Annotated in this window: 12 protein-coding genes; 7 read left to right on the top strand and 5 right to left on the bottom strand. The window is 66.4% G+C overall.

Annotated features, from left to right (window positions below):
• Nucleotides 1-13 precede the first annotated feature (13 nt).
• The 7 genes from U5805_RS29575 (at nucleotide 14) to iscX (ending at nucleotide 5,537) form a co-directional block, all read left to right on the top strand.
• Nucleotides 14-1,237: an IscS subfamily cysteine desulfurase gene (locus U5805_RS29575; RefSeq protein ID WP_322107035.1), complete on the top strand. Its 1,224-nt coding sequence runs from the start codon at nucleotides 14-16 to the stop codon at nucleotides 1,235-1,237.
• A gap of 94 nt (nucleotides 1,238-1,331) precedes the next feature.
• Nucleotides 1,332-1,736: a Fe-S cluster assembly scaffold IscU gene (iscU, locus tag U5805_RS29570; RefSeq protein ID WP_112172911.1), complete on the top strand. Its 405-nt coding sequence runs from the start codon at nucleotides 1,332-1,334 to the stop codon at nucleotides 1,734-1,736.
• A 141-nt stretch (nucleotides 1,737-1,877) separates the two neighbouring features.
• A complete protein-coding gene (gene iscA, locus U5805_RS29565; RefSeq protein WP_322107034.1) occupies nucleotides 1,878-2,201 on the top strand; it encodes an iron-sulfur cluster assembly protein IscA in 324 nt (107 codons plus the stop codon).
• A 97-nt stretch (nucleotides 2,202-2,298) separates the two neighbouring features.
• Entirely contained in the window at nucleotides 2,299-2,880 is a 582-nt protein-coding gene (gene hscB, locus U5805_RS29560; protein ID WP_322107033.1) for a Fe-S protein assembly co-chaperone HscB, read from the top strand.
• A gap of 61 nt (nucleotides 2,881-2,941) precedes the next feature.
• Nucleotides 2,942-4,813, top strand: a complete 1,872-nt coding sequence (gene hscA, locus U5805_RS29555) for a Fe-S protein assembly chaperone HscA (RefSeq protein ID WP_322107032.1) — start codon at nucleotides 2,942-2,944, stop codon at nucleotides 4,811-4,813.
• Nucleotides 4,814-4,974: 161 nt separating this feature from the next.
• The gene (fdx, locus tag U5805_RS29550) at nucleotides 4,975-5,316 is read left to right on the top strand and encodes an ISC system 2Fe-2S type ferredoxin (protein WP_322107031.1); all 342 of its coding nucleotides are present in this window, start codon (nucleotides 4,975-4,977) and stop codon (nucleotides 5,314-5,316) included.
• Nucleotides 5,317-5,339: 23 nt separating this feature from the next.
• Entirely contained in the window at nucleotides 5,340-5,537 is a 198-nt protein-coding gene (gene iscX, locus U5805_RS29545) for a Fe-S cluster assembly protein IscX (RefSeq protein WP_322107030.1), read from the top strand.
• 114 nt (nucleotides 5,538-5,651) lie between these two features.
• On the opposite strand, the gene U5805_RS29540 is transcribed toward iscX, so the two are convergent.
• The 5 genes from U5805_RS29540 to U5805_RS29520 all read right to left on the bottom strand — a co-directional run bounded on the left by U5805_RS29540 (nucleotide 5,652) and on the right by U5805_RS29520 (nucleotide 12,628).
• A complete protein-coding gene (locus U5805_RS29540) occupies nucleotides 5,652-6,353 on the bottom strand; it encodes a glycine zipper 2TM domain-containing protein (RefSeq protein WP_322107029.1) in 702 nt (233 codons plus the stop codon).
• 413 nt (nucleotides 6,354-6,766) lie between these two features.
• Nucleotides 6,767-8,302, bottom strand: a complete 1,536-nt coding sequence (gene lysS / locus U5805_RS29535) for a lysine--tRNA ligase (RefSeq protein WP_322107028.1) — start codon at nucleotides 8,300-8,302, stop codon at nucleotides 6,767-6,769.
• Nucleotides 8,303-8,516: 214 nt separating this feature from the next.
• The gene (prfB, locus tag U5805_RS29530) at nucleotides 8,517-9,545 is read right to left on the bottom strand and encodes a peptide chain release factor 2 (protein WP_322107052.1); all 1,029 of its coding nucleotides are present in this window, start codon (nucleotides 9,543-9,545) and stop codon (nucleotides 8,517-8,519) included.
• A gap of 183 nt (nucleotides 9,546-9,728) precedes the next feature.
• On the bottom strand, nucleotides 9,729-11,435 hold the full coding sequence (gene recJ, locus U5805_RS29525) for a single-stranded-DNA-specific exonuclease RecJ (RefSeq protein ID WP_322107027.1): 1,707 nt from the start codon (nucleotides 11,433-11,435) through the stop codon (nucleotides 9,729-9,731).
• A gap of 35 nt (nucleotides 11,436-11,470) precedes the next feature.
• Complete coding sequence (locus U5805_RS29520; protein ID WP_415914689.1) at nucleotides 11,471-12,628, bottom strand: regulator; 1,158 nt, start codon at nucleotides 12,626-12,628, stop codon at nucleotides 11,471-11,473.
• Nucleotides 12,629-12,757 lie beyond the last annotated feature (129 nt).

Raw genomic sequence — 12,757 nt, 5'->3', positions numbered from 1 at the left:
TTCGGAGCGATAGATGAATAACGACATTCCCCACCTGCCCATCTACATGGATTACAGCGCGACGACGCCGGTCGATCCGCGCGTGGTGGACAAGATGATTCCGTATCTGCGCGAGCAGTTCGGCAATCCGGCGTCGCGCAGCCATGCCTACGGCTGGGACGCGGAACGTGCGGTCGAGCAAGCGCGCGAAAACGTCGCGGCGCTCGTCAACGCCGATCCGCGCGAAATCATCTGGACCTCCGGCGCGACCGAATCGGACAACCTCGCGATCAAGGGCGCCGCGCACTTCTACAAGAGCAAGGGCAAGCACATCATCACGGTGAAGACCGAGCACAAGGCCGTGCTCGACACCTGCCGCGAACTCGAGCGCGAAGGCTACGAAGTCACCTATCTCGACGTCAAGGACGACGGCCTGATCGACCTCGAAGCGTTCAAGGCCGCCTTGCGCCCCGACACGATCCTCGTTTCCGTGATGCACGTGAACAACGAGATCGGCGTGATTCAGGACATCGAGACGATCGGCGAAATCTGCCGCGAAAAGGGCATCGTGTTTCACGTCGACGCCGCGCAATCGACGGGCAAGGCGCCCATCGACCTGCAAAAGCTCAAGGTCGACCTGATGTCGTTCTCGGCGCACAAGACCTACGGCCCGAAGGGCATCGGCGCGCTGTACGTGCGTCGCAAGCCGCGCGTTCGCATCGAAGCGCAGATGCACGGCGGCGGCCACGAGCGCGGCATGCGTTCGGGCACGCTGGCCACTCACCAGATCGTCGGCATGGGCGAGGCGTTCCGCATCGCCCGCGAAGAAATGGCCACGGAAAACGAGCGCGTGCGCATGCTGCGCGACCGCCTGCTCAAGGGTCTGTCGGAAATCGAGGAGACCTACGTGAACGGCGACATGGAACGGCGCGTGCCGCACAACCTGAACATCAGCTTCAACTTCGTCGAAGGCGAGTCGCTGATCATGGCGGTGAAGGACGTGGCCGTGTCGTCGGGTTCGGCCTGCACGTCGGCGTCGCTCGAACCGTCGTACGTGCTGCGCGCGCTCGGCCGCAACGACGAACTCGCGCACAGCTCGATCCGCTTCACGGTGGGCCGCTTCACGACCGAGCAGGACGTGGATTACGTCATCAACCTGCTGAAGACGAAGATCGCCAAGCTGCGCGAGCTGTCGCCGCTGTGGGAAATGCATCAGGATGGCGTCGACCTGTCGACCATCCAGTGGGCGGCGCATTGAGCGGCACGGATTTCGCGAAGCGCGCAACGAACATCGACCCGGCCGCAGCGCAAAACGCAATGCAGCGCGGCCAACGAATTGAAGGAGTGTGATCATGGCATACAGCGACAAGGTTCTGGACCACTACGAAAACCCGCGTAACGTCGGTTCGTTCTCGAAGGACGACGACACCGTCGGCACCGGCATGGTCGGCGCGCCGGCTTGCGGCGACGTGATGAAACTTCAGATTCGCGTGGGCGCGGACGGCGTGATCGAAGACGCCAAGTTCAAGACCTACGGCTGCGGTTCGGCGATCGCGTCGAGCTCGCTCGTGACCGAATGGGTCAAGGGCAAGACGCTCGACCAGGCGCTTTCGATCAAGAATACGCAGATCGCCGAGGAACTGGCGCTGCCGCCGGTGAAGATCCACTGCTCGATCCTGGCGGAAGACGCGATCAAGGCAGCGGTCGCCGACTATCGTCAGCGTCACACGACGGAAGCGAAGGCCGACGCGGCTTGAGCAGGAGCCGCAGGTGGGCGCTGATCCGGTTCTGACCGGCAGCGCCGCGGGATTAACGATTTTGGATGCAGCAGGGTTGCGCCGTGGCGCGGGGAAGGCGATTGGCCGGTCCCGCGCGCGACGGAGCGCGGCGAAGACGCTATGGCAATTACGTTGACTGAAAAAGCGGCACAGCACGTGCAGAAGTACCTGACCCGTCGCGGCAAGGGCGTGGGCCTGCGCCTCGGCGTGCGTACGACGGGCTGCTCGGGCCTCGCGTACAAGCTCGAATACGTCGATGACCTCGCGGCCGAGGACAACGTGTTCGAGAGCCATGGCGTGAAGGTGGTCGTCGATCCGAAAAGCCTCGCCTATATCGACGGCACGCAGCTCGACTTCGTGCGCGAAGGCCTGAACGAAGGCTTCCGGTTCAACAACCCGAATGTGAAGGACGAGTGCGGCTGCGGCGAGTCCTTCCGCGTTTGATCCCGCGACAAGCGGTGAAAAGGCGGCCTGTGCCGCCTTTTTGATTTTGATGGCTCCGCAGACGAGCTGCCCGACGTCCCCCAGAATCCCATTCATCATGAGCACGCCTTCCACGCCCGCCGCGCCGTCCGGTTCGCCGTCCGGTTCTCTGTCCGGTTCTCTGTCCGACAGCCACTTCGTGCTGTTCGGCCTGCCGGAGCAGTTCGAGATCGACGGCGATGCGCTCGATCACGCGTACCGCACGGTGCAGGCGCAGGTTCACCCAGACCGCTTCGCAGCGGCCGGCGAGGCGCAAAAGCGCATCGCCATGCAATGGGCGACGCGCACGAACGAGGCGTATCAGACGCTGCGCGACCCGCTCGAGCGCGCGAAATATTTGCTGCACCTGCGCGGCATCGACGTGGGCGCGGAGAACAATACGGCGATGGAACCGGCGTTCCTCATGCAGCAAATGGAATGGCGCGAGTCGATCGAAGACGCGGTGAGCGCGAAGAACGTCGATGCGCTCGACGCGCTGGCGGGCGAGCTGCGCGACGACGAGCGCGTGCGCTTCGCGAAGCTCGCGGCGCTGCTCGGCAGCGGCTCGAATCAGCCCGCCGCCGAAGCCGTGCGCCAGCTCATGTTCATCGAGCGTGTGGCGAGCGAGATCGACACGCAGATCGAGCGCCTCGAAGGCTGACGGCCGCGTCGCCATCCAGACCCAGGGCTTCGAGCCCACAGTTAACCAGCAGATCAGACAGATGGCCTTACTGCAAATCTCCGAACCCGGCATGGCGCCGGCGCCGCATCAGCGGCGGCTCGCGGTCGGCATCGACCTCGGCACCACGAATTCGCTGGTCGCGGCGGTGCGCAGCGGCGTGCCCGACGTGCTGCCCGACGAACACGGCGACGTGCTGCTGCCTTCGGTCGTGCGCTATCTGCCGAACGGCGGACGCCGCATCGGCCGCGCGGCCAAGGCGGAGGCGGCCACCGATCCGCGCAACACGATCGTCTCCGTCAAGCGTTTCATGGGCCGCGGCAAGGCCGAAGTCGAAGGCGCGGCCAACGCGCCCTACGAATTCGTCGACGCGCCGGGCATGGTGCAGATCCGGACGGTCGACGGCGTGAAAAGCCCCGTCGAAGTCTCGGCGGAAATCCTCGCCACGCTGCGTTATCGCGCGGAAGACACGCTCGGCGACGAACTCGTGGGCGCCGTGATTACCGTGCCCGCGTATTTCGACGAAGCGCAGCGCCAGGCGACCAAGGACGCCGCGCGCCTCGCGGGCCTGAACGTGCTGCGGCTCTTGAACGAGCCGACGGCGGCCGCGATCGCCTACGGCCTCGACAACGGTGCCGAAGGCCTCTACGCCGTGTACGACCTCGGCGGCGGCACGTTCGATCTCTCCATTCTCAAGCTCACCAAGGGCGTGTTCGAAGTGCTCGCGGCGGGCGGCGACTCCGCGCTCGGCGGCGACGATTTCGATCACGCGCTGTTCGACCACGTGCTCGAACAGGCGGGCGTCGCGCGTGCCGCGCTCGCGCCCGAGGACGTGCGCCTCGTGCTCGACCACGCGCGCGACGCGAAGGAAGCGCTTTCGTCGGCGCCGCAAGCGCGTATCGACGTCACGCTCTCGAACGGCGCGCGCATCGCGCTGACGATCGACGAAGCCCGTTTCGAGGCGCTCACGCAAACGCTCGTGCAACGCACGCTCACGCCGACGAAAAAGGCGCTGCGCGACGCCAAAGTGACCGCGAAGGACGTGAAGGGCGTGGTTCTCGTGGGCGGCGCGACGCGCATGCCCGTGATTCGCCGCGCCGTGGAGCAGTTTTTCGGCCAGGCGCCGCTCACCAATCTGGACCCCGATCAGGTCGTCGCGCTCGGCGCCGCGATCCAGGCCGACCTGCTTGCGGGCAACCGCGGCGGCGAGGACGACTGGCTGCTGCTCGACGTCATTCCGCTTTCGCTCGGTGTGGAAACGATGGGCGGTCTCGTCGAAAAAATCATTCCGCGCAATTCGACCATTCCGGTCGCGCGCGCGCAGGACTTCACGACGTTCAAGGACGGCCAGACGGCCATGGCCATCCACGTCGTGCAAGGCGAGCGCGAACTCGTTGCCGATTGCCGCTCGCTCGCGCGTTTCGAGCTGCGCGGCATTCCGCCGATGGCGGCGGGCGCGGCGCGCATTCGCGTGACGTATCAGGTCGACGCCGATGGTTTGCTATCCGTGTTCGCGCGCGAGCAGCTCTCGGGCGTGGAGGCGTCGGTGGTGGTGAAGCCGTCCTACGGTCTCGCCGACGACGACGTGGCGCGCATGCTCGAAGACAGCTTCAAGACCGCCGAAGTCGACATGCGCGCGCGCGCGCTGCGCGAAGCGCAGGTCGAAGCGCAGCGCCTGATCGAAGCGACGCACGCGGCGCTTGGCGCCGACGGCGAATTGCTCGACGCGACCGAGCGGGCGCAGCTCGACACGCTGATCGCGGCGCTGGCCGCCGTGGCGCAAAGCGACGACACCGATGCGATCGAAGCCGCGACCAAAGCGCTTTCCGAAGGCACCGACGAATTCGCCGCGCGCCGCATGGACAAGGGCATCAAGCGCGCGTTGGCGGGCAAGAAGCTGGACGAGATCGGTTGATGAACGGCCGACGCGCCGCTCGTGCCAACGTCGAGCGGCGCGTTCGGGCGTGCGTGCTTTCCCGATGCAGCAAAGCGCGCGACGCCAGTAGAATGGAGCGCATGCCGCCGTCACCGGCGGGCATGCGCCCGGTATGAAAGTTATTGGATACGGAAATCACAATGCCTCAAATCGTGGTGCTGCCCCATGTCGAACTGTGCCCTGAAGGCGCGGTCATCGACGCCAAGCCGGGCGAGAGCGTGTGCGATGCGCTGCTGGAACACGGCATCGAAATCGAGCACGCATGCGAGAAGTCGTGCGCCTGCACGACCTGTCACGTGATCGTGCGCGAGGGCTTCGATGCGCTCACGCCTTCGGAAGAAGACGAGGACGATCTGCTGGACAAGGCGTGGGGTCTCGAACCGACGTCGCGGCTGTCGTGCCAGGCACTCGTGCCCGAAAACGACGATCTGGTGGTCGAGATCCCGCGTTACTCGATCAACCACGCGAAGGAAAACCACTGAGCCACTGAGAGGAGCGCGCTGCCATGAAATGGACCGATACGCAGGACGTCGCGATCGCGTTGACCGACACCCATCCGGACGTCGATCCGCAATATGTGCGCTTCACCGATCTGCACCGCTGGATCACCGAGCTGGAGGGTTTCGACGACGACCCCGAACGTTCGAACGAAAAGATTCTCGAGGCGATTCAGGCCGCGTGGATCTCCGAAGCGGAGTACTGACTCGCGAGGGGTTCGTAGCCCGAACCCACGCGCAGACGTAAAAAAAGGCGATTCGCTCGAGTGCGAATCGCCTTTTTGCTTTTTACCCGACGATGCAGGGAGCCGGGCAGGGAATCAAGCCGCGACCAGCGTGCCGTTCTCGATCCGCACGTGCTGGCCCTGCTGGAACGGCGGCGGCTCGCGATACGTGAAGTAGCGCGTCTTGCCGTTTTCCATATGCACGCGCACCGAATAGCTCGTGGTGCTGCGCAGATGCTTTTCGACCGAGTTGCCGGCCAGACCGCCGCCGAGCGCGCCGAGCAGCGTCATGGCCGTGCGGCCGCCGCCGCCGCCGAACTGGTTGCCCACCACGCCGCCGGCCACCGCGCCGCCCACGGCGCCGATACCGGTGCCGTGCCCTTCATGCCGCACCGCCGAAACCGCCACGACCGTGCCGCAGGTGCTGCACGCGGGCTGCTGCGGCTGCGGTTCCTGCGCGTATTGCTGTGCTTGCGCGGGCGGCTGCGGCTGCTGCTGTTGCTGCTGGGCGTATTGCTGCGCGGCGGCGGCCTGAGCGGGCGTCGGTTGCGGCGCGGGCGCGTTCTGCGCATAGGGTTGGGTCGGCTGAGTCGAATCGACGACCGCGCCGGGCGCGTTCGTGGCCGCCGTGGCCTGCCCGGTCTGGACCTGCGACGTTTGCTCCGACTGGCTCGAAGCGTGCGGAAACACGCCGGTGATGGCCGCCGTGGCGGCAAGGCTGGCGACGATGACGGCGCCCGCCGCCGTGGCGATCAGCGGATGGAGACGACGTTTTTGCGTGGTGTCAGATGTGTTCATGATGTGCTCCGTCTTTTGCAGAGTCGGCGTTTTGATGCTTTCGAGTGTGAGCCAATCTGGTTCTTACGGCGTTTCAAGATGTAACTCGTGCTATCCCGCCGTGCTCTATTTCCGCCCTCGACGGGCCGAATCCTCGCGCAGCATTGCACGGCGCGGTTTTCCAAGGTTGCGCAATCCGCATACCCAAGCGCGACGCTCGGAACGCGTGCGGATTTTACCTGGCGTTACAAATTTGCCGATTTCGTGAGCAACGAAATGGGCCAAAAAATGGGGTGTAACGGGAAGCGGGGCGGGCTGTAGGCGGGGCTGGAAGCGGTCGTCGAACTATCGACAGAACAAAAAAAGGCGCATGCGGCCGAAACCGCATGCGCCTTTTTCGTGGCGCGAACCGACGTCAGCGCCGGGCGTAAGCCTTAATCTTCGCGACGCAGGTGCGGGAAGAGAATCACGTCGCGAATGCTGGCGCTATCGGTCAGCAGCATGATGAGACGGTCGATGCCGATGCCGCAGCCGCCCGTCGGGGGCATGCCGTATTCGAGCGCACGAATGTAGTCCGCGTCGTAGAACATCGCTTCCTCGTCGCCGGCGTCTTTCTGCTCGACCTGCTTCTTGAAGCGCGCGGCCTGATCTTCGGGGTCGTTCAGCTCCGAGAAGCCGTTGGCGATCTCGCGGCCCGTGATGAAGAGTTCGAAGCGCTCGGTGATGCCCGGCGCCGTGTCCGAGGCGCGCGCGAGCGGCGAGACTTCGACCGGGTAGTCGATGATGTAGGTCGGCTCCCAAAGCTGCGACTCGGCCGTCTCCTCGAACAGCGCGAGTTGCAGCGAGCCCACGCCCGCGTTGAGGAACGCCGGCTGGTTCGTATCCACGCCGAACTTCTTCAGCTCCGTGCGCAGGAACGCGGCGTCGGCGAGTTGCCCGGTCGTGTATTGCGGCGCGTACTTCTGGATGGCTTGCACGATCGTCAAGCGGTGGAACGGCTTCGAGAGATCGAGTTCGCGGCCCTGATACGAGAGCACGGCGCTGCCGGTCGCGTCGATGGCGGCCTGGCGGATCAGTTGCTCGGTGAAGTCCATGAGCCAGGCGTAGTCGGTGTACGCGGCGTAGAACTCCATCATCGTGAATTCCGGGTTGTGACGCGGCGAAACGCCTTCGTTACGGAAATTCCGGTTGATTTCGAACACGCGCTCGAAGCCGCCCACGATCAGGCGCTTCAGATACAGCTCGGGCGCGATGCGCATGAACATCTGCATGTCGAGCGCATTGTGATGCGTGACGAACGGCTTGGCCGCCGCGCCGCCCGGAATCGGGTGCAGCATCGGCGTCTCGACTTCCATGAAGTTGGCCTCGGCCATGAAACGGCGCACCGACGAGATCGCGGCCGTGCGCGCCTGGAACGTCTTGCGCGCTTCCGGCGTGACGATCAGATCGACGTAACGCTGGCGATAACGCATTTCCTGGTCGGCGAGACCGTGGAACTTGTCCGGCAGCGGGCGCAATGCCTTGGAAAGCAGGCGCAGCTCCATGCAGCGCACCGAAAGCTCGCCCTTGTTGGTGCGAAACAGCACGCCCTTCGCGGCGACGATATCGCCCAGATCCCATTTCTTGAACGCGTCGTAGGTCGCTTCGCCCACGTCGGCGGGCGTGATGAAGAACTGGATCTGGCCCGAGCCGTCGCGCACGGTCGCGAAGCTCGCCTTGCCCATCACGCGCTTGAGCATCATGCGGCCGGCGAGCGCGACTTCGAGCGGATTTGCTTCGAGCGCGTCCTTGCCGGTGTCGGCGTAGTCGCGTTGCAGGTCGGCGGCGTGGTGCGTCGGGCGGAAGTCGTTCGGATACGCGACACCCGCCTCGCGCAGCGCGCGCAGCTTTTCGCGGCGCTCGGCGATGATCTGGTTGTCGTCGATCTCGGGCGCGCTGCTGGGCGCGTTCGGCTGGGTCGATTCGGTCATGATGGGTCGGTGTTCTTTGATCGCGGTTCTTTGCGGTGTTCGCGGCGTGTTCGTTATTCGCGTGCGGCGCGGCGCCGGGCAGGGCGGCCGGGACGCGGCGCGCCGTGCGCGCGGCAGGCGGATTGCGCTTCTTCGCACGGCCTTCGTGCCGGTCGGCGCAAAGGCGCGCGCGAAGTTTCAGCGGCGCGCCGCGGGCGGCGGCCGCCCGGCGGCGTTACACGCCTTGTTTCAGGCTTGCGCTGATGAAGTCGTCGAGATCGCCGTCGAGCACGGCCTTGGTGTTGCTGATTTCGACGTTGGTGCGCAAGTCCTTGATGCGGCTGTTGTCGAGCACGTAGGAGCGGATCTGGTGGCCCCAGCCCACGTCCGACTTGCCCGCTTCGAGCTTGTCCTGCTCCGACTGACGCTTGCGCATTTCGGCTTCGTACAGGCGCGATTTGAGCATGGCCATGGCTTCGGCGCGGTTGCGGTGCTGCGAGCGGTCGTTCTGGCACTGCACGACGATGCCCGACGGGATGTGCGTGATACGCACGGCGGAGTCGGTCTTGTTGATGTGCTGACCGCCCGCGCCCGACGCGCGGTAAGTGTCGATGCGCAGATCGGCCGGATTGACTTCGATCTCGAACGATTCGTCGATTTCCGGATACACGAACACCGACGAGAACGACGTATGACGCCCGCCCGACGAATCGAACGGCGACTTGCGCACGAGGCGGTGAATGCCGGTTTCGGTGCGCAGGAAGCCGTAGGCGTATTCGCCCTCGACCTTGATCGTCGCGCTCTTGATGCCGGCCACGTCGCCTTCGGACTCTTCGAGCACTTCGGTCTTGAAGCCCTTGCGCTCGCAATAGCGCACGTACTGGCGCAGCAGCATGGACGCCCAGTCGCAGGCTTCCGTGCCGCCCGCGCCCGCCTGGATGTCGATGAACGCGTTGTTCGGATCGGCCGGATTCGCGAACATGCGGCGGAATTCGACGTCGGCGACGCGCGCTTCGATCGCCTTGGCGTCGGCTTCGATGGAAACGAGCGTGTCGTCGTCGCCTTCCTCGCGCGCCATCTCGAAGAGGTCCTGCGTGTCGCGCGTGTCGTTCTCGATGCCGTCGAGCACATGCACGACGCCTTCGAGCAACTTCTTTTCCTTGCCGAGACCCTGGGCGTGTTTGGAGTCGTTCCAGACGTTGGGGTCTTCGAGTTCGCTGTTGACTTCGACGAGCCGTCGGGCTTTTACGTCGTAGTCAAAGATACCCCCGTAGCTCGCCCGCGCGCGTGCGCAGGTCCGCCAAAAGGGCTTCGATCGCGTTGAGACGTTCCGCTTCCATTTGTATCGTGATCCGGCGTGTAAAACATTGAATTATAGCCGATTGCCCCTGCATCAAGGGCGCGCGGCCGCGTGCCGGCGCGCCCCGGGGCCGTGCCCGGTGCGCGCTCAGTGCACCGCGTGCTCCACGACGAGCTGCACGCGCGACACGCCGTTCCACGTATCGCGCACGAGCCGGTACGCGATGGTCGTGCGCTGCGGCAACGACTCGGTGTGGTTGAACCAGATGGCGTTGAAGCGCTGGCGGCCGCGCAGCAGTTGCAGCTTGAGATGCTTGTCCTTGACGAGCGCCTGCGAGGCCACTTCGAATTCGCCCGCGAACACGGGCGCCGGGAAGCCCTGGCCCCACACCGCCGCGTCGAGCATTTCCACGAATTCGGGCGTAAACCACGCGTCTTCCAGATCGCCGTCGGTTTCGACGGTGCGCGCGAGCGCTTCTTCCGTGAGCCATTCGCGGCCCACGCGCTCGAACGCGGCGGCGAAGCGCGGCACCTCGGCGGCGGCGATCGTCATGCCCGCGGCCATCGCGTGGCCGCCGAACTTGTGGATCAGCCCCGGCTCCCGCTTGCTGATGAGATCGACGGCGTCGCGCAGATGGAAACCGGGGATCGAACGGCCCGAGCCTTTGACGAGCGCGCCGTCGTCGTCGGCGGGCGCGAAGGTGAAGGACGGGCGGTGGAACTTCTCCTTGAGCCGCCCCGCGACGATGCCGATCACGCCCTGATGCCAGCCTTCGTTGAACAGCGTGAGCGTGGCCTTGCCTTGCGGGTCGATGTCGGCGAGATCGGCGAGCGCCTGCTGTTGCATGCCCGCCTCGATTTCGCGGCGTTCGCGGTTCATGCCGTCGAGCTGCTGCGCGAGTTCCCACGCGCGGCCCACGTCGTCGGTGGTCAGGCATTCGATGCCGAGCGACATATCGGAAAGCCGGCCCGCCGCGTTCAGGCGCGGCCCGAGCGCGAAGCCCAGATCGAAACCCGAAGCGCTTCTCGCGTCGCGGGCGGCGGCGCGAAAGAGGGCGGCGATGCCGGGCTGCATGCGGCCGTTGCGAATGCGCTGCAAGCCCTGCGCGACCAGCACGCGGTTGTTGCAGTCGAGCTTCACGACGTCGGCGACGGTGCCGAGCGCGACCAGATCGAGCAGGCCGTCCAGACGCGGCTCGGGCTTGCCGCCGGCGAACGCGCCGCGCTTGCGCAACTCGGCGCGCAGCGCGAGCAGCGTATAGAACATCACGCCCACGCCCGCGATGCACTTGCTCGGAAACTCGCAGCCCGGCTGGTTCGGATTGACGATGGCGCGCGCGTCGGGGAGCGTGTCGCCGGGCAAATGATGGTCGGTGACGAGCACTTCGATGCCGAGTTCGTTGGCCGCTTGCACGCCTTCCACGCTGGCGATGCCGTTGTCCACCGTAATCAGCACGTCGGGCGGGCCGCCTTTGCGCTGGGCGGCGAGCGCGACGATCTCCGGCGTGAGGCCGTAGCCGTACTCGAAGCGGTTGGGCACGAGATAGTCGATCTGCGCGCCGAACATGCGCAGGCCGCGCACGGCCACGGCGCAGGCGGTGGCGCCGTCGCAGTCGTAGTCGGCGACCACCAGCATGCGGCACTCGGCTTCGAGCGCGTCGGCGAGCAGCACGGCGGCGTCTTCGAGGCCCTTCATGCCGGCGGGCGGATGCAGCCGCGCGAGGCCGGTTTCGATCTCGTCGGGCCGGCAAATGCCGCGCGCGGCGTAGAGGCGGGCCAGCACGGGATGCAGGCCGTGGCGCACGAGCGCTTCGGTGTCGGCGGGAGAGCAGGCGCGGGTGACGATTCGGGTCATGCTGGACGGCGGAAGAAAGAAGTCATGCTGAGGGCTTATTCGATGAAAAGCGACGCGAACGGCCGGCGTCGCCAGAATTTACGCAGGTCGCCGCGCGTGACGGACAGCGTGACCGAGCCGGTGTCGCCGCACAGCGTGAGGTCGAGCGCGCCGAGCGCGCCCGCTTCGAGCGCCGCGAGCGCCGGCGAAAACCAGTCGCGCTCGAGTTGCGCGAACGCGGCGTTCCAGCGGCCCCAGTCCTGCTGGATGAACGCGGCCGAAAACGGGTCGAGTTCGACGAGCGTCGGGCCCGCCGCGCTCGGACCGCTCGCGCGCTCGCCCGATTTGGCCAGGGAATCGGCCAGCGGATCGGCCGGCGTTTGCCGCGTTTGGGCCAGCGTTTGCCACGTTTGCGGCGCGGCGCCCACCTCGGTTCCGGCGGCGAGCGCGAGGCCGCGCGTGGCGGCCGCGTCCGAGCGCACGCGCGCGAACGGGCTCGCGACGGCGCGCAGCGCGCCCTGGGCGTGGAACCAGATCGAGTTGACGGCGGGCAGACCGCGCGCCTCGCGCGCGACGTTGACGGGATGCTCGAACCACGCCATCTGCACTTCGTTCTGCACTTTCATCCACGCGCGCGAGCGTTGGCCGGAATGCGCCTCGTGCGGCAGCCAGATCTCGATGTTGCGGCCGCTCGCGCGCAACGGCGAAGCGCCCGCGAGCGTGCCGAACGCGTCGCTCGACACGTACCAGCGTTGCGGCGTGGGCGCGACCATGCGCACGCCCATTTCCTCGAACAGCGGTTTCGCGACTTCGCAAAGCGCGGCGGCGTCGCTGTCGGCGAGTTCGAGCGCGGCCGGGTCGATCAGCACGAGATGATCGTGGGCGATGCGCACGTGTACGGGCTGGATGCAGGCCCACGTGGATTCGCCGGGCGCGCCGCCGTCGGCGAGCAGCATGTACGGCGCGAGTGGCGCTTCGTCGTCGGCGGCGTTGGCGGGACTCGCCGGGCCGACGGGTACGCCGAACTGGCGCGCGACCCAGCGCTCGTGCGGCAGCGTGCGCTGGAAATCTTCGCCGATCACCTGTTCGCCGAGCGTCGCGCGCGCCACGAGCTTCGCGAGCGCCGGGTAGTCGAGGCCCGCGAGCGCGGTCGAGGCGATGGCCGCGGAGGGCAGGGCGAACGGGATGAGCAGGTGGAGTCGGTCGGCGGGCATGGTGCGCATTGTACTTCGGCGCCTGGACGGCCGGGGCGCGCTGGCGGCCGGTGCGGCATGCCGTCGTGCGACGCGATACGCCGCCCACCGCCGACCGCCGACCGCCGACCGCCGACCGCCGACCGCCGA

Source organism: Paraburkholderia sp. J41, from assembly GCF_905220235.1.
Lineage (GTDB): Bacteria > Pseudomonadota > Gammaproteobacteria > Burkholderiales > Burkholderiaceae > Paraburkholderia.
This window is presented reverse-complemented; position numbering and strand designations above follow the sequence as displayed.

Coding starts and splice junctions, on each gene's coding strand:
- U5805_RS29575 (WP_322107035.1), top strand. CDS start 14: ATGAATAACGACATTCCCCACCTGCCCATCTACATGGATTACAGCGCG.
- lysS (WP_322107028.1), bottom strand. CDS start 8,302: ATGACCGAATCGACCCAGCCGAACGCGCCCAGCAGCGCGCCCGAGATC.
- U5805_RS29540 (WP_322107029.1), bottom strand. CDS start 6,353: ATGAACACATCTGACACCACGCAAAAACGTCGTCTCCATCCGCTGATC.
- hscB (WP_322107033.1), top strand. CDS start 2,299: ATGAGCACGCCTTCCACGCCCGCCGCGCCGTCCGGTTCGCCGTCCGGT.
- iscA (WP_322107034.1), top strand. CDS start 1,878: ATGGCAATTACGTTGACTGAAAAAGCGGCACAGCACGTGCAGAAGTAC.
- hscA (WP_322107032.1), top strand. CDS start 2,942: ATGGCCTTACTGCAAATCTCCGAACCCGGCATGGCGCCGGCGCCGCAT.
- U5805_RS29520 (WP_415914689.1), bottom strand. CDS start 12,628: ATGCCCGCCGACCGACTCCACCTGCTCATCCCGTTCGCCCTGCCCTCC.
- fdx (WP_322107031.1), top strand. CDS start 4,975: ATGCCTCAAATCGTGGTGCTGCCCCATGTCGAACTGTGCCCTGAAGGC.
- recJ (WP_322107027.1), bottom strand. CDS start 11,435: ATGACCCGAATCGTCACCCGCGCCTGCTCTCCCGCCGACACCGAAGCG.
- iscX (WP_322107030.1), top strand. CDS start 5,340: ATGAAATGGACCGATACGCAGGACGTCGCGATCGCGTTGACCGACACC.
- iscU (WP_112172911.1), top strand. CDS start 1,332: ATGGCATACAGCGACAAGGTTCTGGACCACTACGAAAACCCGCGTAAC.